Annotated in this window: 21 protein-coding genes; 7 read left to right on the top strand and 14 right to left on the bottom strand. The window is 60.1% G+C overall.

Features of this window, described 5'->3' with window-relative positions; all coding sequences use genetic code 11:
- Positions 1–19 precede the first annotated feature (19 nt).
- The 4 genes from ACRRSD_RS11585 (at position 20) to ACRRSD_RS11570 (ending at position 3,095) form a co-directional block, all read left to right on the top strand.
- Complete coding sequence (locus tag ACRRSD_RS11585; protein WP_397484494.1) at positions 20–295, top strand: DUF493 domain-containing protein; 276 nt, start codon at positions 20–22, stop codon at positions 293–295.
- Positions 295–942, top strand: a complete 648-nt coding sequence (gene lipB / locus ACRRSD_RS11580) for a lipoyl(octanoyl) transferase LipB (RefSeq protein ID WP_038361904.1) — start codon at positions 295–297, stop codon at positions 940–942. Before ACRRSD_RS11585 ends, lipB begins: the two co-directional genes overlap by 1 nt.
- A 25-nt stretch (positions 943–967) precedes the next feature.
- Positions 968–1,966: a lipoyl synthase gene (gene lipA / locus ACRRSD_RS11575; RefSeq protein WP_161986515.1), complete on the top strand. Its 999-nt coding sequence runs from the start codon at positions 968–970 to the stop codon at positions 1,964–1,966.
- 172 nt (positions 1,967–2,138) lie between these two features.
- Entirely contained in the window at positions 2,139–3,095 is a 957-nt protein-coding gene (locus ACRRSD_RS11570) for a S66 peptidase family protein (protein WP_435038137.1), read from the top strand.
- Positions 3,096–3,205: 110 nt separating this feature from the next.
- Here the strand turns inward: ACRRSD_RS11570 and ACRRSD_RS11565 are convergent, their stop codons facing one another.
- The 5 genes from ACRRSD_RS11565 to leuS all read right to left on the bottom strand — a co-directional run bounded on the left by ACRRSD_RS11565 (position 3,206) and on the right by leuS (position 9,314).
- Positions 3,206–4,528, bottom strand: coding sequence for a lytic murein transglycosylase (locus ACRRSD_RS11565; RefSeq protein WP_435038136.1), 1,323 nt, complete (start codon positions 4,526–4,528; stop codon positions 3,206–3,208).
- A gap of 61 nt (positions 4,529–4,589) precedes the next feature.
- Positions 4,590–4,754 carry an alternative ribosome rescue factor ArfA gene (gene arfA / locus ACRRSD_RS11560; RefSeq protein WP_016986126.1) on the bottom strand — a complete coding sequence of 55 codons (165 nt, stop codon included), beginning with the start codon at positions 4,752–4,754 and terminating at the stop codon, positions 4,590–4,592.
- Between the two features lie 183 nt (positions 4,755–4,937).
- On the bottom strand, positions 4,938–5,975 hold the full coding sequence (holA, locus tag ACRRSD_RS11555; RefSeq protein WP_435038135.1) for a DNA polymerase III subunit delta: 1,038 nt from the start codon (positions 5,973–5,975) through the stop codon (positions 4,938–4,940).
- 39 nt (positions 5,976–6,014) lie between these two features.
- Positions 6,015–6,620 carry an LPS assembly lipoprotein LptE gene (lptE, locus tag ACRRSD_RS11550; protein ID WP_242206939.1) on the bottom strand — a complete coding sequence of 202 codons (606 nt, stop codon included), beginning with the start codon at positions 6,618–6,620 and terminating at the stop codon, positions 6,015–6,017.
- A gap of 87 nt (positions 6,621–6,707) precedes the next feature.
- A complete protein-coding gene (gene leuS / locus ACRRSD_RS11545; RefSeq protein WP_435038134.1) occupies positions 6,708–9,314 on the bottom strand; it encodes a leucine--tRNA ligase in 2,607 nt (868 codons plus the stop codon).
- 255 nt (positions 9,315–9,569) lie between these two features.
- Between leuS and ACRRSD_RS11540 the strand changes: the two genes are divergently transcribed.
- A complete protein-coding gene (locus tag ACRRSD_RS11540) occupies positions 9,570–9,893 on the top strand; it encodes a hypothetical protein (RefSeq protein ID WP_134177208.1) in 324 nt (107 codons plus the stop codon).
- A gap of 105 nt (positions 9,894–9,998) precedes the next feature.
- On the top strand, positions 9,999–10,760 hold the full coding sequence (locus ACRRSD_RS11535; RefSeq protein ID WP_435038133.1) for a YdcF family protein: 762 nt from the start codon (positions 9,999–10,001) through the stop codon (positions 10,758–10,760).
- An 87-nt stretch (positions 10,761–10,847) separates the two neighbouring features.
- Here the strand turns inward: ACRRSD_RS11535 and lnt are convergent, their stop codons facing one another.
- The 5 genes from lnt to miaB form a co-directional block, all read right to left on the bottom strand.
- A complete protein-coding gene (gene lnt / locus ACRRSD_RS11530; RefSeq protein ID WP_435038132.1) occupies positions 10,848–12,371 on the bottom strand; it encodes an apolipoprotein N-acyltransferase in 1,524 nt (507 codons plus the stop codon).
- Positions 12,372–12,385: 14 nt separating this feature from the next.
- Entirely contained in the window at positions 12,386–13,225 is an 840-nt protein-coding gene (locus ACRRSD_RS11525) for an HlyC/CorC family transporter (RefSeq protein ID WP_122599798.1), read from the bottom strand.
- A gap of 5 nt (positions 13,226–13,230) precedes the next feature.
- On the bottom strand, positions 13,231–13,725 hold the full coding sequence (ybeY, locus tag ACRRSD_RS11520) for an rRNA maturation RNase YbeY (protein WP_435038131.1): 495 nt from the start codon (positions 13,723–13,725) through the stop codon (positions 13,231–13,233).
- On the bottom strand, positions 13,718–14,716 hold the full coding sequence (locus tag ACRRSD_RS11515; RefSeq protein ID WP_038361873.1) for a PhoH family protein: 999 nt from the start codon (positions 14,714–14,716) through the stop codon (positions 13,718–13,720). Before ACRRSD_RS11515 ends, ybeY begins: the two co-directional genes overlap by 8 nt.
- Before the next feature lie 194 nt (positions 14,717–14,910).
- Positions 14,911–16,239 carry a tRNA (N6-isopentenyl adenosine(37)-C2)-methylthiotransferase MiaB gene (miaB, locus tag ACRRSD_RS11510; RefSeq protein WP_435038130.1) on the bottom strand — a complete coding sequence of 443 codons (1,329 nt, stop codon included), beginning with the start codon at positions 16,237–16,239 and terminating at the stop codon, positions 14,911–14,913.
- A gap of 133 nt (positions 16,240–16,372) precedes the next feature.
- Between miaB and ACRRSD_RS11505 the strand changes: the two genes are divergently transcribed.
- The gene (locus tag ACRRSD_RS11505; RefSeq protein ID WP_003185742.1) at positions 16,373–16,702 is read left to right on the top strand and encodes a DUF1820 family protein; all 330 of its coding nucleotides are present in this window, start codon (positions 16,373–16,375) and stop codon (positions 16,700–16,702) included.
- 127 nt (positions 16,703–16,829) lie between these two features.
- On the opposite strand, the gene ACRRSD_RS11500 is transcribed toward ACRRSD_RS11505, so the two are convergent.
- The 4 genes from ACRRSD_RS11500 to ACRRSD_RS11485 form a co-directional block, all read right to left on the bottom strand.
- Complete coding sequence (locus tag ACRRSD_RS11500; RefSeq protein WP_003228518.1) at positions 16,830–17,384, bottom strand: tetratricopeptide repeat protein; 555 nt, start codon at positions 17,382–17,384, stop codon at positions 16,830–16,832.
- Between the two features lie 225 nt (positions 17,385–17,609).
- Positions 17,610–18,893 (bottom strand): glutamate-1-semialdehyde 2,1-aminomutase, encoded by a 1,284-nt coding sequence (gene hemL / locus ACRRSD_RS11495; protein WP_435038129.1) that lies wholly within the window; start codon positions 18,891–18,893, stop codon positions 17,610–17,612.
- 15 nt (positions 18,894–18,908) lie between these two features.
- Complete coding sequence (gene thiE, locus ACRRSD_RS11490) at positions 18,909–19,532, bottom strand: thiamine phosphate synthase (protein ID WP_435038128.1); 624 nt, start codon at positions 19,530–19,532, stop codon at positions 18,909–18,911.
- An 18-nt stretch (positions 19,533–19,550) separates the two neighbouring features.
- Positions 19,551–20,348 (bottom strand): hydroxymethylpyrimidine/phosphomethylpyrimidine kinase, encoded by a 798-nt coding sequence (locus tag ACRRSD_RS11485; RefSeq protein WP_435038127.1) that lies wholly within the window; start codon positions 20,346–20,348, stop codon positions 19,551–19,553.
- Positions 20,349–20,412: the final 64 nt, after the last annotated feature.

The raw sequence follows: 20,412 nt of genomic DNA, 5'->3' as shown, positions 1-20,412 counted from the left end.
CTCTAGAGGCCGTTACGCCATGACCGATACCGAAGTAAAGGCGCCAAAGATCGAATTTCCCCAGACTGATTATCCGATTAAGGTGATCAGCGATACGGGCGTCGGCAACAAAGACAAGATCATCGACATCGTCAAGAAACACGCGACCATCAATGATGAGCGTATCGACGAGCGTCAAAGCACCAATGGCAAATACACCACCATTCAGTTGCATATCGTCGCGACCGATCAGGATCAGCTGTACAACATCAACAGCGAACTGCGGGCGACCGGCTTCGTGCACATGGTGTTGTGATGTCTGGCACGCTGGGCTTTCGTGAGCTCGGCCAGATGGCGTACGAGCCGGTCTGGCATGCCATGCAACGTTTTACCAACGAACGCGGCAGCGATGCCGCCGACGAAATCTGGCTCGTCGAACACCCGCCGGTGTTCACTCAGGGCCAGGCCGGCAAGGCCGAACACCTGTTGCTACCGGGCGATATCCCGGTAGTGCAGGTCGATCGCGGTGGGCAGGTGACTTATCATGGTCCCGGCCAGTTGGTGGCCTACCTGCTGCTGGACGTACGCAAGCTGGGTTTCGGCGTACGTGATCTGGTCAGCCGCATGGAGCTTTGCCTGATCGAACTGCTGGCCAGTTACGGCGTAACCGCCGCGGCCAAGCCAGACGCTCCCGGCGTGTACGTCGACGGAGCGAAAATCGCTTCTCTGGGTTTGCGGATTCGCCACGGTTGTTCCTTTCATGGCCTGGCCTTGAACGTGGATATGAACCTGGAACCGTTTCGACGGATTAATCCCTGCGGCTATGCCGGGCTGGCGATGACCCAGCTGAGCGATCACGCAGGATCGATTGAATTTGCCGAGGTAAGTGCCCGGCTGCGTGCGCAGCTCGTCAAACACCTCGACTATGCTGAGCAGACGACCCTGACGGGCGGAATCGACTGATATGACTACTGATGCAGTGCAAACCATGATCCCGACGCTCGACGTGACCGAGCGCCCGGCCCCGCGTCCCAAGGTTGAAGCCGGCGTCAAGCTGCGCGGCGCCGAGAAGGTTGCACGCATCCCGGTAAAGATCATTCCGACCACCGAATTGCCGAAAAAACCTGACTGGATTCGTGTACGCATCCCGGTTTCGCCGGAAGTCGATCGCATCAAGAGCCTGCTGCGCAAGCACAAGTTGCACAGCGTTTGCGAAGAAGCGTCCTGCCCGAACCTCGGCGAGTGCTTCTCCGGCGGTACCGCGACCTTCATGATCATGGGTGATATCTGCACCCGTCGCTGCCCGTTCTGCGACGTCGGCCACGGTCGTCCGAAGCCACTGGATGTCAACGAGCCGGAAAGTCTGGCCATCGCCATCGCCGACCTCAAGCTCAAGTACGTGGTGATCACTTCGGTTGACCGCGACGACCTGCGCGACGGCGGTGCCCAGCACTTTGCCGACTGCATCCGCGAAATCCGCAAACTGTCACCCAACGTGCAGCTGGAAACTCTTGTTCCGGACTACCGTGGCCGCATGGACGTCGCCCTGGAAATCACTGCGGCCGAGCCGCCGGATGTGTTCAACCACAACCTGGAAACCGTGCCGCGTCTGTACAAGGCTGCGCGTCCGGGTTCGGATTACCAGTGGTCGCTGACCCTGCTGCAACGCTTCAAGCAGATGATGCCGCACATTCCGACCAAATCCGGCCTGATGCTGGGTCTGGGCGAGACCGACGAAGAAGTCATCGAAGTCATGAAGCGCATGCGTGAACACGACATCGACATGCTGACCCTCGGTCAGTACTTGCAACCATCGCGCAGCCACTTGCCGGTGCAGCGTTTCGTGCATCCGGATACCTTCGCCTGGTTCGCCGAGGAAGGCTACAAGATGGGCTTCAAGAACGTTGCCTCGGGCCCGCTGGTGCGTTCTTCGTACCACGCCGACGAGCAAGCCAAGCTGGTCAAGGCCGAGCTGCTGGGTTCCTGAGCCCGCGTTGAATGAAAACATGCCCGCCGAGGCTTTAACGCCCGGCGGGCATTTTTTTGCCCGGATTACATTCGCTGCTGATTTTTCCTTCAATTCCCGGCGTGCTGACCCTCTTCTGTTTGCCGCCGTTCCTGACTACTGTGTGTGCATGACTTCACAGGGAGATCCAAGGATGACCGTTCGACCGACCCACACACTTTGCCCGCACAAAGCCGTGCCTGCGCTGCCGTCGGAAGGGCTGATCGGCGTTATTGCGCCTGCCGGCCCCGGTGCGCTGGACACCGAAAAGGCGGTGCAATGGATGCGCGCCCGTGGCTATGGGCTGAAGGTGTTTCCCGGTGTCTATGAGAAGGACGGCTATCTGGCCGGCAGTGACGATGTGCGCTTGCGCGATCTGCACGCAGCGTTCTCTGATCCCGAGGTCGACGCGATCATCTGCCTGCGCGGCGGCTATGGCACGCCGCGCCTGCTGGACCGGATCGACTACGACCTGCTCAGTCGCAACGCCAAGCCATTTGTCGGCTACAGCGATATCACCGCGCTGCACTTGGCCATCAGCCGTTATGCCGGATTCGTGACCTTTCACGGGCCGCTGCTCAACGCCGACCTGCTGGGCGACAAGGAGCCGCCGACGGTGACTTCGTTCTTCGCCATGCTGCGCGGGCAATTGAAGGCGGGTAGTGTGCTGAGCCATCCGGTGGCTTATCCGTTGACCGCAGTAGAGCCTGGCATTGCCCACGGGCGCTTGCTTGGCGGCAATCTGGCGATGATCGCTGCAACCTTGGGCACGCCTTACGAGATTGATGTCGAAGGGGTGATTCTGCTGATCGAAGACATCAACGAGCCGCTGTATCGCATTGATCGCTTGCTGACCCAGATGCGGCTGGCCGGCAAACTGGCCAAATTGCGTGGCGTGCTGGTTGGGGACATAGCAGGCGTGGATGTCGTGGCATTGAACCGCTTGCTCAAGCAGACTTTCGAGCCGTTGCGGATTCCGGTGTTGTCGGGATGGCGTAGCGGGCATTGCGATCCGAACCTGACCCTGCCGCTGGGTGCACTGGTGCGGCTGGATGCCGGGAAGAAGGAATTGATGCTGGAGCAGGATGTGGTGATCAAGGCCTGGAAATAAGTCGCCTGACAGTCAGTCTTCGCGAGCAGGCTCGCTCCCACATTTGCAATGCATTCCAATGTGGGAGCGAGCCTGCTCGCGAAAGCGATATCAGCCATACGGCTTTCGTTCTATTGGGTACGCAGGCTTTCCAGCAACTTGTGCGTCGGATAACCATCCGCCGGCCAGCCCAACGACTGCTGGGCACTGCGAATCGCCTTACGCGTATTGGCCCCGATAATCCCGTCCGCGGTGCCGGCATCGTAATTGCGCGCGCTCAACAGGGTCTGCAATTCCATGCGCTCGGTACGGCTCAGCGGCAGGTCATCCTTCGGCCAGTTGCCGTTGATCAGGCCGCCACCGCTGAAACGCTCGGACAACAAACTCACCGCCAAGGCATACGACGAAGAATTGTTGTACTTGAGGATCGCCCGGAAGTTGTCGAGGATCAGGAACGCCGGGCCGCGATAGCCGGCGGGCAGCAGCAGGGCGGCGGACAGTTGTTCTGAACCTGCCGTGTCCTGAGCGCCGTTCGGCAGCATGACGCCCAGTTGACGCCATTCGGCAACGCTCTTGCGAATCGCACCGTCGGCCAGCGTGTAATTGAAGCTGCTTGGCAGTTGTACTTCGAAGCCCCACGGCTGGCCACGTTGCCAGCCGGAGCTTTGCAGGTAATGCGCGGTCGAGGCCAGTGCGTCAGCAGGGCTGCCCCAGATATCGCGGCGGCCGTCACCGTCGAAATCCACGGCATGAGTGTTATAGGTGGTCGGAATGAACTGGGTCTGCCCCATGGCGCCGGCCCACGAGCCGAGCATCTTCTCCGGCGTGATATCACCCTGTTGCAGGATCTGCAGGGCGGCAATCAACTGCGCATGAGCAAAGCCCGGGCGGCGACCTTCATAGGCGAGGGTGGCCAGCGAGTTGATCACCGACTTGCTGCCCTGGAACTGGCCGAAGTTGCTTTCCATGCCCCACACCGAGACCAACGCCTGACGGTCAACGCCATAACGCTGTTCGATGCTTTGCAGAATGTCGGCGTACTGGCTGATCAGTGCCTGGCCCTTGCGCACGCGCAGCGGCGACAGGGCGCCGTCGAGGTATTCCCACACCGGGCGGGAGAATTCCGGCTGACTACGGTCGGCACGAATCACACTGGCGTCGAAGCAGACATCGGCAAATGCGCGATCAAACAGCTCGGCGCGAATTCCGGCGGCCAGCGCATCTTTACGAAAGCCCGCTTGCCATTCGGCAAATGTCTGGGTCGGCTGAAGATCGAGAGAGTCGGCGGACGGCACTACCGGCGGAATAATCGCTGGGGCCGTGGCGACAGGAGCAGCTTGAAGAGGTTGCGCATCGGCGGCGGTCGGTTTTTCCGCACAAGCGACAAGCAGAATGAAGCTGGAGGCAGCGATCAATTGGCGAACAGGCCAACGACGGGAAAGACTAAAGGGCATGCACGGTTCCAGGGGATACGGATCAGGTGCAGACCTTAACATGACCGAGGGGTACTGCGCTTCAAGCAGCCAGAAAGTAAGAAGCCTCCCAGCTGTCAGACTGGAAGGCTTCGCGGCGGTAGCTGCCTTTACCCTTGGTTGGTCGTTCCTGGCGACTACGGAACAGGGGTTGGGCTACGATGGATTTGGCCTTGTTGGGGCCATGTTTCGATGGCTTTTTGCTCATGAGGGTTCTCTCGAGTGAGTAGGTTTTGCGCGGCAAATAATCTGCCGATGTCGGGCATCTGTCCAGTGCCTGTTGTGTGGGAATGTTCTGACGCTTTCGCGAGCAGGCTCGCTCCCACATTTGGAATGCATTTCAATGTGGGAGCGAGCCTGCTCGCGAATAGCCGTTATACGGTAGGACAGGTTATTCAGCAGGCAGTGACAGTCGTTGGCCAGACATCAACAGCGCCAAGCGACTCAGGCTCATCCACGGCGACCCGGCAGCCTGGCCTTTGATCTGCGCGTCAATCCGCTGCGCTTCCAGCAGCAACTGCGCCCAGCGTTGCGCCGAGTAGCGTTGCAGGGCTTTGCTCATCAGCGGTTTGCGCTTGTCCCAGACTGGCGGTTTTGCTTGGCTGAAACACTTGTCCAGCGGCGTGCCCTGACTGTATTGCAACGAGATGTTGGCCAGCAGCCGCAGCTCCCGCGCCAGCGCCCAGAGAATCACCGGCGGTTCGACACCTTCGCCGCGCAAGCCTTCAAGCATGCGCAAGGCGTGGGCCGGCTCGCCGTTGAGTACGGCATCGGTCAGACCAAATACGTCGAATCGTGCACTGTCCGCCACAGCGGCCTGCACGGTTTCGACAGTGATCTGGCCGCCTTCGGCCATCAACTTGAGCTTTTCGATTTCCTGCGCGGCGGCGAGCAGGTTGCCTTCCACGCGCGCGGCGATGAGTTCGACGGCATCCTGGCTGGCCGACAGTCCGGCCTGAGACAAGCGCTGACGAATCCAGCTCGGCAGCTGATTGGCATCTACCGGCCAGATCTGAATGAACTGGGTCTGTTGGCCTTCAACCAGCGCCTTGCCCCACTTGGTCTTCTGCGCGCTGCCATCCATCTTGGGCAAGCTGATCAGCAGCACCGTGTCTTCGGCGGGACGCGAGCAGTATTCGATGAATGCAGCGGCGCCTTTGTCACCGGGTTTGCCCGAGGGCAGGCGCAGTTCCAGCAGGCGCTTTTCGGCGAACAACGACATGCTGGCGCCGGCCTGCAACAAAGTGCCCCAATCGAAATTGGCGTCCGCGGCGAAAACCTGGCGTTCATCAAAACCTTGCTGGCGCGCAGCACTGCGGATGGCGTCGGCGGCTTCCTGACACAGCAGCGGGTCATCGCCGCTGATGATGTAGACAGGCGCCAAAGCACCTTGCAGGTGTTTACCGAGTTGGGCGGGAGCGAGCTTCATAAGAAATACCGAACGGGGCGCCTGAGCGCCCCGAACGTCTTACTGCTGCGGTATTTCGAGCGGCGACTGACGCGGGGTTTCCGCTTCAGCCTTTTGCGCCGCTTGCAGCGCATCGGCTTCTGCCTTGGCGCGGTCATTGGCGGCTTGCTGCAGCTGCTGCAGTTGGCCCGGCGTCAGTTGCTGCAGACGCAGCATCATGCGCTGAACCAGTTCGCGGGTGGTTTCGCGACGGGCGTCGTTGGCTTCCTGATCGGAGCCCACGAGGTTGTTACCGTCGTGGATAAACACTTTCTGAACTTCAAGCTTGTCGCTGAGCAGTTGCAGGTTCTTGTCACCACGGATCTCATAGTTCAGAACAGTGTTGACCTGATACTCGCCCGTACGACCGGCACCGGCGTAGCTGAGGATGCGCTGGCTCTCCTGCTGGTCAGCCAGGTACAGCTTGTACGGAGCACCGCTATAAACCTTGACGCCGCTCGACTCCAGCACCTGACGCAGTTGCGTAACCGTCTCGCCGTAGGCGTTACGGGCGCTCAGGTCGAGTTCCTTGATCGACAGTTCGTTGGTGCCGGTGCCGCGCAGCTGGAAACCGCAGGCGCTCAAGAGAACGGCGAGGCCCATCACCAGCAGATTGCGTTTGATCATTGTGTTGCTCCCCTTGAAACCAGGTGGGCCGACCGTGCGGCCCGAAAGGTTTTATCTGGCGTCAGGCGAGCCTGACGCTCAATCCAATTAGCTGGCGACGATATTGACCAGTTTCCCGGGCACTACGATCACTTTACGAATAGTCAGACCATCGACGAAACGCAGGACGTTTTCGTTGGCACGTGCGGCTGCTTCGACTTCTTCGCGGGTCGCGCTGGCCGGCATTTCGATCTGGCCACGCAGCTTGCCGTTGACCTGGATAACCAGCGTCAGGCTGTCCTGAACCAGCGCGCTTTCGTCCACGGCCGGCCAGCCAGCGTCGATGACAGCGTCGGCGTGACCGAGCTGATTCCACAGTTCGTGACTGATGTGCGGGGTGATCGGCGCCAGCAGCAGTGTCACCGCTTCCAGGCCTTCGTGAATCAGCGCGCGGTCCTGTTCGGTGCCTTGCGCGGCTTTTTCCAGCACGTTCATCAGTGTCATCACCTGGGCGATGGCAGTGTTGAATTTGTGGTTCTGGCCGACGTCGTGGCTGGCTTGCTTGATGGCCAGATGGATCGCGCGGCGAACGGCTTTTTGTTCGTCGTTCAGGCTGGCGATGTCCAGTTTGCCCGGCAAGCCCTGTGTCACGTGGGCTTGCGCCAGACGCCAGACGCGCTTGAGGAAACGGTGCGAACCTTCAACGCCGGAATCGGACCACTCAGCGCTCATGTCAGGTGGCGAGGCGAACATCATGAACAGGCGGCAGGTGTCGGCGCCGAACTGGTCGATCATCGACTGTGGGTCGACGCCGTTGTTCTTCGACTTGGCCATCTTCTCGGTGCCACCGATTTCTACCGGCAGGCCGTCGGCAATCAGTTTGGCGCTGATGACCTTGGCTTTGCTGTCGCGCTCGAGTTCGACGTCCGCCGGGTTGAACCAGGTGTAGGCACCATTGGCTTCGCGACGGTAGTAAGTCTCGGCGATCACCATGCCTTGGGTCAGCAGGTTCTTGAACGGCTCGTTGGAGCTGACCAGACCTTCGTCACGCATCAGTTTGTGGAAGAAGCGCGCGTAAAGCAGGTGCAGAATTGCGTGTTCGATACCGCCGATGTACTGATCGACCGGCAGCCAGTGATCGGCTGCGGATTTCTCTACCAGACCGCCTTCAAAATGCGGCGAGGCGTAACGGGCGTAGTACCACGACGACTCGACGAAGGTGTCCATGGTGTCGGTTTCACGCTTGGCAGGCTGGCCGCATTTCGGGCAGCTGCACTCGTAAAACTCAGGCATGCGTGCCAGCGGCGAACCGGCGCCATCTGGCACCACGTCTTCCGGCAGGACGACAGGCAGTTGATCTTCCGGCACCGGCACGTCACCGCACTCATCGCAGTGGATGATCGGGATCGGGCAGCCCCAGTAGCGCTGACGGCTGATGCCCCAGTCGCGCAGGCGGAACTGGGTGCGCGAGGCGCCGAGTTCTTTTTTGATCAGCGCGACTTCCATGGCGTCGAATGCGCCAGCGAAGTCGAGACCGTCGAACTCGCCGGAGTTGATCAGCGTGCCGTGCTCGCCGTAGGCGTCTTGCCACGGGGCCGGGTTGCTGTCGCCGGAGCTGGTACGCACCACGGATTTAACCGGCAGATCGTACTTGTGAGCGAATTCGAAATCGCGCTCATCGTGCGCAGGTACCGCCATCACAGCGCCATCGCCGTAGTGCATCAGCACGTAGTTGGCGACCCAGACCGGGAGTTTTTCACCGGTCAGCGGGTGCTCGACGAACAGGCCGGTTGGCAGGCCTTTCTTCTCTTGCGTGGCAACGTCGGCTTCGGCAACGCTGCCGCCCTTGCATTCAGCGATGAACGCTTGCAGCTCAGGATTGTTTTTTGCGGCAAGGGTCGCCAGCGGGTGCTCGGCAGCCACGGCGACATAGGTCGCGCCCATCAGGGTGTCCGGACGGGTAGTGAAGACTTTGAGCGTGCCGGCTTCGCCGATCGAATCGACGTTGTACGGGAACTGTACTTCCATGCCGCGGGATTTGCCGATCCAGTTGCGCTGCATGGTCTTGACCTGTTCAGGCCAGCCCGTCAGCTCGTCGAGGCTCTCCAGCAGCTCATCCGCGTAGGCGGTGATCTTGAAGTAGTACATCGGGATTTCGCGCTTTTCGATCAGCGCGCCGGAACGCCAGCCGCGACCGTCGATCACCTGTTCGTTGGCCAAAACGGTCTGGTCGATCGGGTCCCAGTTCACGGTGCCGTTTTTACGGTAGATCACGCCTTTTTCGAACAGGCGAGTGAACAGCCATTGTTCCCAGCGGTAGTAATCCGGTTTGCAGGTGGTGACTTCGCGCGACCAGTCGACTGCCAGACCCAGGCTGCGCAGCTGGGTTTTCATGTAGGCGATGTTTTCGTAGGTCCACTTGGCCGGCGCGACGTTGTTCTTCATCGCGGCGTTTTCCGCCGGCATGCCGAAAGCGTCCCAACCCATCGGTTGCAGAACGTTTTTGCCGAGCATGCGCTGATAGCGGGAGATCACGTCGCCGATGGTGTAGTTGCGCACATGCCCCATGTGTAGCTTGCCGCTGGGGTAAGGGAACATCGACAGGCAGTAGTAAGTTTCCTTGCCTGGCTGTTCACTGACTTCAAAGGACTTTTGCTCGTCCCAGAACGACTGGGCGGCGGCTTCGATTTCACAGGGCTGATATTGTTCGTGCATGGCTACTTTTGTACTGGATAGGGGTGGCCTAATCCTCTTCAACGCAGGTTCCGGGGTTGGCCCGGACGAGCTGGAAGTGGAATTACAGGAAGCGCCGTAGCATACATGACCGCGCTTGGCCTAGGGAAACCCTGATTACAGCTGTTTGTCCCGGCAAATCCGTGGCGAGGGCCGTTGGTCGCGGCGTGCAGCCGGTTTGTGCAGCGAAGCTAAGCTCTAACTGGGGAGTGAGTCTTATCTTCAATGAGGTGAGGGATGGTGGAGCAACGGCAGAAAAAAGTGACTAAACCCGAGTTGTACGAAAGGTTGATCGACCGTCTGGGTATGGCCCTGGACGCTGTAAAAACCGCTGACCGGCTGCGCGACGAGCGCCCCCTGGAACTGGAATTGCGTGGCTTGAGCCCCGCCGAGTTCAAACTGGTCAAGGCCTATCTGGATCGCAGTGAACGTGAATCGCATGGATGCCTGTCACAAGCAGTGAAGCAGCTCGATGCAGCACATTCGGCCAAGGTCATCTGGCTCAAGGACAAGGCGCCCGGCAGAGACACTGTCAAGGTTCGCTCTGTGCAGGCCAAGTAAGCGCATGGCAGGTCAAGAACCGGAGTCTTTTTCAACAGGATCCCACCTATTGGTTGTAACGCTGTATTAACACTCTTAGGCTTCGGGCATCTCTGGAGATGCTCGATGCCTTTTCGTTATTTCATCAAACAACTTTTACTGCCGCCCGGCATTCTTTTGCTGTTGTTGCTGGCTGCATGGTGGCTGCGTCGCTCACGGCCGCGCCTGGCTGGGTTGTGCTTTGCCATTGGCTTTGGCGGAATGTGGCTGATGAGCCTGCCTGTGGTTGTGCAGTGGGGCGCAAAAACGTTGGAGCGCGAACCGCCATTGTCTCGCGAAGAGTGGGCAACGCTGGCACAACGTGCCGATGCCATTGTGGTGCTGGGCTCCGGGCGTGAGCGCGGCGACCTGGCGTGGGGCGAGGATCAGCCGACCGGCGTGGGTCTTGAGCGTCAACGTTATGCGGCACGATTGGCCAAGGCGTCGGGTTTACCGATCCTGACCACGGGCGGGCTGCACTATGGAACGCCGCCAACCGAGGCAAAACTGATGGCCGATTCGTTGCGCGACGATTTCGGCGTAGCGGTGCGTTGGCAGGAAGGGGAAAGCCGCACCACGTGGGAAAACGCCAAATTCAGCGCCGATATCTTGCTGCCGCAGGGAGTCAAGCGCGTGGTCGTGGTGACTCAGGCCTGGCACATGCCGCGCTCGGTGTGGAGTTTTCAGCAGGCGGGTTTTGAAGTGGTGCCGGCGCCGGTCGGCTTCTTGGGCACGGATAATGCGAGGCCGTTTGGTGGCTGGTTGCCGGAGTTCAAGTCGATCTGGCAGAGCGGGCAGTTGCTGAACGAGGCGGTGGGGCAGGTGGGGTATTCGTTGTTTTACCGCTGAAGATCAAAAGATCGCAGCCTGCGGCAGCTCCTACATTGGGATTTGCGTTTTCCCTGTAGGAACTGCCGCAGGCTGCGATCTTTTGCTTTAAAGGGTTTTCGACATCCGGCTGGCCATCAGTGCCCAGCCAAACAACAGCACGCACAGGATGATCAACGGCCACGAGCGCCATTGCAGATACGGCGTCAGGTTGTGCATCGGTACCACCTCACCGTACAGAATGCCCTGTTCAAACTGCGGAATCTGCTCGGTGATCTGCCCGAACGGGTTGATCAACCCGGTCACGCCGTTGTTGGTCGCGCGGATCATCCAGCGCCCGGCTTCCAGTGCGCGCATTTGCGCCATCTGCAAATGTTGCAGCGGGCCAATTGAGGTGCCGAACCAGGTATCGTTGCTGATCGTCAGCAACAGATCGCTGCGCGCCGACAGGCTGGCGGCGAATTCCGGATAGACCACCTCGTAGCAGATGAACGGCGCAATCTGATACCCCTTGGCCTGCAATAGCGCCTGATCGGCCGGGCCACGGGCGAAGTCCGACATCGGCAGGTCGAAGAAGGCGATCAGGCCACGCAATACATCCTGCAGCGGCACGTATTCACCGAATGGCACCAGTTTCTGCTTCAGGTACGTGCCATCGCCTTCGCCCACCACAGTGATGCCGTTGAAGAAGCGTTTTTCGCCGTGCACTGTCTGGCGAATCGGCACGCCAGTGATCAGCGCCGATTTACGTTCGGCGGCGAAGGTGCCCATCATGTTCAGGTAGCCCTCGGCAGACTCCTTGAGTACCGGCACGGCGGTTTCCGGCCAGATCAGCAGGTCTACCGGTTTCGAACGGAAACTCAAATCACGATACAGCGCCAGTTGCGCGTTGAGTTCGGCCGGGTCCCATTTCATGCTTTGCGCAACGTTACCCTGAATCGCGGCAACACTCAGCGGCGCGCCGGACGGACTGGTCCAGGCGTGGCCCTTGAGTGCAATACCCGCCACCCACGGCCCAACCAGCAGCACCAGACCTGCGGCAACAAAACCTTTGCGGCCGGTTTGCCACAGGCGCGGCGCGTTGTAGATCAGCGCCGCAGTCAATGCCAGTACGAACGACACCAGCCACATGCCTCCGACTGGCGCGAGTCCGGACAGCGGCCCGTCGAGCTGACTGTAACCGGAGTACAGCCAAGGGAAACCCGTGAGGAACCAGCCGCGAAACGCTTCCTGGCCGACCCACAACGCGGCGAACGCCAAGGCATCGGCCACCGGTGCTTCATTACGGCGCAACCAGCGCGCCCACAACCAGGCGGGCAGGGCGAAGAACCAGGCAATCGCCGCCGTGAACAACAGCATCAGGAATCCGGCCAGCAACACCGAAGCGCCGCCGAAATGGTGAATGCTGTAATAGATCCAGCTGGTGCCGGCGCCAAACAGGCCGAAACCGAAGCACCAGCCACGGCCCAGCGCCTGACGCGGGCTCAGCTCGCGCAGACCGGCATAGAACAAACCGACCGCCAGCAATGCCAGCGGCCAGATATTGAAAGGTGCCAGAGCGAAGGTGGTGATTGCACCGGCCACCACGGCCAGCAGGTTACCGGGCCAGCCGGGGCGGGTTGTCCAGCGCATTTCAGTCCTTAAATTTACCGGGCGATAGGTGTCAGTCGCAGCAAGTGAATCCGACGGCTGTCGGCGTTCAGGATGCGGAAACGATAGGCGCCGATTTCAGTGATTTCATTGCGTTTTGGCAAGTGCCCGAACGCGCTCATCACCAGACCGCCGACCGTGTCGAACTCGTCATTGGAGAATTCGCTGTCGAAGAACTCGTTGAAGTTCTCGATCGGCGTCAGGGCCTTGATCAGGAAGTCGCCACTTGGCAGTGGCTTGATGTAGCTGTCTTCTTCGACGTCGTGCTCGTCTTCGATGTCGCCGACGATCTGTTCCAGCACGTCTTCGATAGTCACCAGACCGGCCACACCGCCGTATTCGTCGATGACGATGGCCATGTGATTGTGGTTGGCGCGGAACTCACGCAGCAACACGTTCAGACGCTTGGACTCCGGCACGAAAGTGGCCGGGCGCAGCAGATCCTTGATGTTGAAGCTGTCGCCGTTTTCTTTGAGGATCAGCGGCAGCAGATCCTTGGCCAGCAGCACGCCCATTACATCGTCATGGCTTTCGCCGATGACCGGATAGCGCGAGTGAGCCGAGTCGACCACGGCCGGGAGGAATTCACGGGGTGTCTGGGTCGCCTTGATGCTGATCATCTGCGAGCGCGGCACCATGATGTCGCGTACTTGCAGGTCAGCCACCTGAATGGCGCCTTCGACGATGGCCAGCGCTTCGCTGTCCAGCAGTTTGTTCTGATGTGCATCACGCAGCAGCTCGAGGAGCTCCTGACGGTTTTTCGGCTCGTGGGCAAAAGCCTGGGTCAGTTTACCCAGCCATGACTTCTGCCCGTTGCTCGATCGATCTTCGCTCATAGCGATTACTCTGAATCCTTTGTTGTAACGATAGGGGATGTTTCGGTGTCGTCGTCCGCGTACGGATCGGGATAGCCCAGTTCCGCAAGCAACTCGCGTTCCAGTGCTTCCATTTCTTCGGCTTCTTCGTCATCTATATGGTCGTAACCCAGCAGATGCAAGCAGCCGTGAATGACCAGATGCGCCCAGTGGGCCTTTAGTTCCTTGCCTTGTTCGGCAGCTTCGCGCTCAACCACCGCCACGCAGATCACCAGATCGCCGAGCAACGGGATGTCGAGAAACTCGTCGGGGACTTCGGCCGGGAACGACAAGACGTTGGTCGCGTAATCCTTGTGGCGCCAGGTGTGATTGAGCTCGCGGCCTTCTTCCTCGTCGACCAGACGAATGGTCATTTCCGAGTCAGCGGTGCGCTGGCGCAGGGCCAGTTCGCACCACAGGCGGAAGTCGGCTTCACTCGGCGCGTTCGCTTCAGTCGCGATTTGCAGGTCTAGCTCAAGCATTTCGCGAGGTGTCCTTGGGTGCTTCGTCACGGTTTTCGAAGCGCTCGTAGGCTTCGACGATCCGCTGGACCAAAGGATGGCGCACGACGTCTTTGGGCTGGAAGTGCGTGAAGCTGATACCCGGCACGTCTTTGAGCACTTCGATCACATGGTGCAGACCCGACTTGGTGCCTTTCGGCAGGTCGACCTGGGTGATGTCACCGGTGATGACCGCCGTAGAGCCGAAGCCGATCCGGGTGAGGAACATCTTCATCTGTTCGACGGTGGTGTTCTGGCTTTCGTCGAGAATGATGAAGCTGTTGTTCAGCGTCCGACCGCGCATGTAGGCCAGCGGCGCAACTTCGATCACCTGACGTTCGATCAGCTTGGCGACGTATTCGAAGCCGAGCATCTCGTAGAGCGCGTCGTAGAGCGGGCGCAGATACGGGTCGATTTTCTGCGACAGGTCGCCAGGCAGGAAGCCGAGTTTTTCACCCGCTTCAACCGCCGGACGCACCAGCAGGATGCGCCGGATCTGTTCGCGCTCCAGTGCATCGACAGCGCAGGCTACAGCCAGATAGGTCTTGCCGGTACCGGCCGGGCCGATGCCGAAGTTGATGTCGTTGCCGAGGATTTCCTTCACGTAGCGCAGCTGATTCAAGCCGCGCGGGCGAATCATGCCTTTCTTGGTGCGCAGGGCGACGGAGGCTTCGGCGGGGGCGTGGTTATCCAGCTCGACGACGGCCGATTCCTGGAGGAACAGGTGAACCGTATCTGGCGACAGCTCTGAACCTTTGGTTTCCCGGTACAGGCGACGAATCAGATTTTCCGCAGACGTGGTGTGTTTGGGGTCGCCGATCAGCTCGAACTGGTTTCCGCGGTTGCGGATCTCGATGGTCAGGCGCTGTTCGATCAAGCGCAAATGCTCGTCGAATTGCCCGCACAGATTGGCGAAGCGGCGAGCCTCGAAGGGCTCGAGGATAAAGCGATGTGGTTCTATGGGTGCGTTCAAGGTCGTATTTAGCCGCCCTGGGGCAATTGAGATGAAATCAAGGATAACGCCAGAGGCGTGGGTGCGAAAGCTCTTAAATCATCGCTGTTCCTGTGGGAGCGAGCCTGCTCGCGAAAGCGGTGTGTCAGACACATTGTTGTTGAATGTGTCGCCGCCTTCGCGAGCAGGCTCGCTCCCACAGTGCCCTGTGTTGATTATTGGATCAGCGAGCCGCGCAGCGAGTGCGGCTGTGCCGCATCGATGTGCACGTCGGCGAACTGGCCGATCAGGGTTGGATTGTCGCAGCGGAAGTTGACGATACGATTATTCTCGGTGCGCCCTTGCAACTCGCCCGGGTCTTTTTTCGAATAATCGGTCACCAGAATGCGCTGGATCGAACCGACCATTTGTCGGCTGATCTCGAAGCCTTGCTGATTCAGGCGATGTTGCAGCGCGCTCAGGCGCTCCTTCTTCAACTCTTCCGGGGTGTCGTCGGCCAGATCGGCAGCCGGGGTGCCCGGGCGCTGGCTGTAGACGAACGAGTAGGAGAAGTCGAAACCGACGTCGGCAATCAGCTTCATGGTCTGTTCGAAGTCTTTCTCGGTCTCGCCGGGGAAGCCGACGATAAAGTCCGAACTGATGCAGATTCCCGGCACCGCCGCGCGCAGTTTGCGCAGCTTGGATTTGTACTCCAGCGCGGTGTGGTTGCGCTTCATCGCCGCCAGAATCCGGTCGGAACCCGATTGCACCGGCAAGTGCAGGTGCTTCACCAATTCCGGCACATCGGCGTGGGCCTGAATCAGGCTGTCGGAGAACTCCAGCGGGTGCGAAGTGGTGTAGCGGATGCGGTCGATGCCATCGATGGCGGCGACAACGCGAATCAGCTCGGCGAGATCGGCCAGGCGCCCATCATGAGTGGTGCCGCGATAGCCGTTGACGTTCTGCCCCAGCAGCGTCACTTCACGCACGCCGTTTTCGGCGAGGTGAATGACTTCGGCGACCACGTCATCGAACGGCCGGCTGACTTCTTCGCCACGGGTGTAAGGCACCACGCAGAACGTGCAGTACTTGCTGCAGCCTTCCATCACCGACACATAGGCGCTCGGGCCATCGATACGCGGCTCGGGCAAGTGGTCGAATTTTTCGATTTCCGGGAACGACACGTCGACTTGCGGCAGCTTGGTGATACGCGCGGCGTCGATCATTTCCGGCAGGCGGTGCAGGGTCTGCGGGCCGAAGACCACGTCAACGTACGGCGCGCGATCGCGAATCGCCGCGCCTTCCTGGCTAGCTACGCAACCGCCGACAGCGATCACCATTTCCGGGTTGGCCAGTTTCAGTTCGCGCCAGCGGCCCAGCTGCGAGTACACGCGATCTTGCGCGCGCTCGCGGATCGAGCAGGTATTGAGCAGAATCACGTCGGCGTCTTCCGCGCGTGCGGTGACTTCCAAGGCCTGATGTTCACCCAGCAGATCGACCATGCGCGAGCTGTCGTACTCGTTCATCTGGCAACCGTGGGTTTCGATGTAAAGCTTCTTGGCCATGGATTAGGGTCATCACGTGATTCAAAGAACCCGGCATTATAGGGAACAAGCCCTCAGGTTCCTACCGCTGCGCGTCCGGTGGCTATGCTATAGTTTGCGCCCTCATTTTTATCCCCGACGTTATCCCCCCGCCATGACCAAACGCGAAGCTCCAATCTATAAGGTGATTTTCCTCAACCAGGGCCAGGTGTTCGAAATGTACGCCAAGCAGATCTATCAAAGTGATCTGTGGGGCTTTCTGGAAGTGGAAGAGTTCGTCTTTGGCGAGCGCACGCAAGTGGTCGTCGATCCGAGCGAAGAAAAGCTCAAGGCGCAGTTCGAAGGCGTGGTGCGCAGCTTTGTGCCGATGCATTCGATTGTGCGCATCGACGAGGTTGAGCGTCTGGGCACGCCGAAAATCAGCGAAGCCCGTGGCGCGGTCGGCAATGTGATGCCGTTTCCGATGCCGATGCCTGAAAAGTAAGCCGCAAAACCGGGTCGCCCCCATTCGCGAGCAGGTCGAATCGTCGCACCGTCGCTCCCACAGGGAAATGCAATCCAATGTGGGAGCGAGCCTGCTCGCGAAGAGGCCAGAAAAATCTATAGAGAAATCAGGGAAGAGGCGAAAACGGCGTACGCCCATCGGCGCTCTGCAGTTCCATCAGGTATTTACGGAAAATTTGCCCGAGCACCTGGGTGGCGGTCTCGAGATCTTCGCGGGACATTTTTTCCGAGACTTCGTCAGCCGTATCCAGCGCATCTTCAGCGCCGTTGACCGCGGCCATCTTCAGCACGATATACGCCTGAATGTTGTTGGCCTGCACGCCTTCACCGTGGAAGAACATGGTGCCCAGTTTGAATTGCGCCTGAGCGTGGCCTTGCAATGAGGCTTTTTCGAAATAGCTCAGGGCTTGATTGAGGTCGCGCGGCGCGTTTTTGCCGTCGTAGTAGAACTCACCCAACTCGTATTGCGCTTGCGCATCCCCTTCGTCCGCCGCTTTCTGGCAGGCGGCCAGTGCCTGCGTGACGTCTTGCGGCTGAGTATTGAGGGTGCAACGACCCATCGCCGGGATCAACAACGAGTTGCCGCCTGCTTGTGCATGCGCGAGCAGGGGCTGAAGGAGCAACAGGCAGCCCAAGGCAAGGGTGCGGCCGGTGCGGTTCATGGGAATCGACTTACCTCTGAAGGGCACGCGGACCCATCGAGGGATCCAATAAGCGCGCATTATGAAATAAGCAGGGCCAACCTTACAAAGTCTTTACTCGTTTTTCTGCTGCACGGGGAATATATCGCCCACTTTAGGGGAGATTTTTAGCAGGAGCATCGAAAAAACAGCGTGGGTGTAGGTGAATGCTGACGCTGGCGATAGCCAACGTCAGCGGTACGGCGATTACTTCAGTGCAGCGAAGGCGCGCTCGGCAGCGTCCAGGGTCAGCTTCAGCTCGGCTTCGCCGTGAGCGATCGAGGTGAAACCTGCTTCGAAGGCGCTCGGTGCCAGGTACACGCCACCTTCCAGCATCAGGTGGAAGAAGCGGCCGAACAGTGCTGCATCGCTGGCCATCACGTCTTCAAAAGTGACGATATCGTCAGCGCCGCTGAAGTACAGACCGAACATGCCGCCAGCCTGGGTGGTCACGAACGGAATGCCCGCAGCGTCGGCGCGCTGTTGCAGGCCGTCGAGCAGACGGGTGGTGTAGTCGGTCAGCTCGGCATGGAAACCCGGACGGCTGATCAGACGCAGGGTGGTCAAACCAGCGGCCATGGCCAGCGGGTTACCCGACAACGTGCCGGCCTGATACACCGGACCCAACGGCGCGATGCGCTGCATGATTTCGCGCTTGCCGCCGAAGCAGCCAACCGGCATGCCGCCGCCGATGATCTTGCCGAAGGTGGTCAGGTCGGGATTGACCCCGTAGTACGCCTGGGCACCGCCGAGGGCGACGCGGAAACCGGTCATCACTTCGTCGAAAATCAACACCACACCATGCTTGTCGCACAGCGAGCGCAGGCCTTCGAGGAAGCCCGGCGCCGGTGGTACGCAGTTCATGTTGCCGGCCACCGGCTCAACGATGATGCAGGCCACTTCCTGGCCGACTTCAGCGAGCATATTTTCCACAGCGTCGATGTCGTTGAACGGCAGGGTCAGGGTGTGTTTGGCAAATGCTGCCGGCACACCGGCCGAACTTGGCACGCCTTGGGTCAGTGCGCCGGAACCGGCCTTGACCAGCAGGCTGTCGGAGTGACCGTGGTAGCAGCCTTCGAACTTGATGATGCTGTCGCGGCCGGTGTAACCACGGGCCAGACGGATCGCGCTCATGGTCGCTTCGGTGCCGGAGCTGACCATGCGCACCATGTCCATCGATGGCACCAGCGAGCAGACCAGATCGGCCATCTCGGTTTCCATCGCGGTCGGCGCGCCGTACGACAAGCCGTGTTGCAGTTGATTGCGCACCGCGTCCAGAACGTCCGGATGGCTGTGACCGAGGATCATCGGCCCCCACGAACCGACGTAATCGACATAACGCTTGTCGTCTTCGTCAGTGACGTAGGCGCCTTCGGCGTGCTTGAAAAACAGCGGCGTGCCACCAACGCTCTTGAACGCGCGCACTGGCGAGTTCACGCCACCGGGAATGTGTTTCTGAGCATTGGCAAACAGCGTTTCGGAACGAGACATGATCGGGCTCTCAAATCAGACTTTCAGTAATTCATTGAACGCGCGGGCGCGGCGGGTGACTTCGGCGGTGCTTTCGGCACCAAACAGACCGTGTACCACGGCCAGCAGGTCGACCCCGTGTGCTACCAGCGGTGCGGCGTTGTCGAGGGTGATGCCGCCAATCGCGCAGACCGGCAGGTGCAGCGTGCGTTTGGCTTGGGCGAGCAGCTCGAGGCTGCAGCTCGGCGCGCCAGGCTTGGTGTTGGAATTGAAGAAGCGGCCGAACGCGACATAGCTCGCGCCTTCTTTGGCCGCTTGTTCGGCCAGCGCGATTTGCGCGTGGCAGGTCGAACCGATGATCGCTTTTGAACCGAGCAGGGCGCGGGTCGGCGACAGTGGGCCGTCAGTCTGGCCCAGATGCACGCCGACGTTGAGGCGCGCCGCGAGTTCGGCATCATCGTTGATGATCAGTTGCGTCTTGTAGCGCTCGCACAAGTTGCGCAACGCTTCGGCCTCGCGCAAACGGCGGGCCTCGTCGCTGCTCTTGTCGCGGTATTGCAGGAGGGTGACGCCGCCTTCCAGCGCCGCCTCCACATAAGACAGAAACTTGCCGGCCAGCAATTGGCTGTCGGTAATGGCATACAGGCCACGTAGTTTCATCGGGCAGACCTCACGACGTTACGAGCAGAAATCCAGCGGCAGGCGACGCGGGACGAACTGGCCTTTGCCCAGTTGTTCGGCATCGCGCAGGGTACGCCAAGTGTAATCCAGAGCGCTGCGCACGGCGCTGGCGAGGTGTTCGCCCTGCGCCAGGCGACCGGCCAAAGCACTGGCCAACGTGCAACCGGAACCGTGATAGCTGCCCGGCAGACGCTGGCAGATAAAGGTTTCACGCAGACCGTCGCGGCTGTACACGCGGTTGTGGATTTCAGTTTCGTCGCCGTGGCCGCCGGTGATCAGCAGGTTTTTGACGAACGGCAGGAGTTTTTCAGCGCATTCGTCGGCGGTGCCTTCGGGCAGTTCGGCGAGGATGCGCGCTTCAGGAAGGTTAGGGGTGGCAATGATCGACAGCGGCAGCAGACGCTCACGCATCGCGTAACCCACCTCGTCCTTGCCCAGGCGTCCGCCGCCGCCGGCGCGCAGCACCGGGTCGCAGACCACCGGCAAGTGCGGGTGCGCGCAAAGCAGTTCGACAACGGTGTCGACCATTTCCAGCGAACCGAGCATGCCCAGTTTGACCGCCGCGACTTCGGAGTCGTTGAGTACGGCATTGGCTTGAGCCAACACCCACTCACGGTCGAGGACGCGAAAGTCAGTGACATTGACGGTGTCTTGCACAGTCAGGGCGGTGACGGCCGGAGCCGCATGGCAACCCTGCGCGAGCAGGGCTTCGATATCTGCCTGCAAGCCGGCGCCACCACTTGGGTCGTGGCCGGAGAGACAGAGGACAACGGGGCGGGAGCTGTAGATATTCATGGTGCGCGAGCTTACCACCAAAGCTGATTTTCGGGTTCAGTGCTGTTGTGGCGGGCCGATAACC

Source organism: Pseudomonas neuropathica, from assembly GCF_051174785.1.
GTDB classification, from domain to species: domain Bacteria; phylum Pseudomonadota; class Gammaproteobacteria; order Pseudomonadales; family Pseudomonadaceae; genus Aquipseudomonas; species Aquipseudomonas neuropathica_A.
The sequence above is the reverse complement of the archived record's forward strand: the minus strand, read 5'-3'. Positions and strand labels throughout refer to the sequence as shown.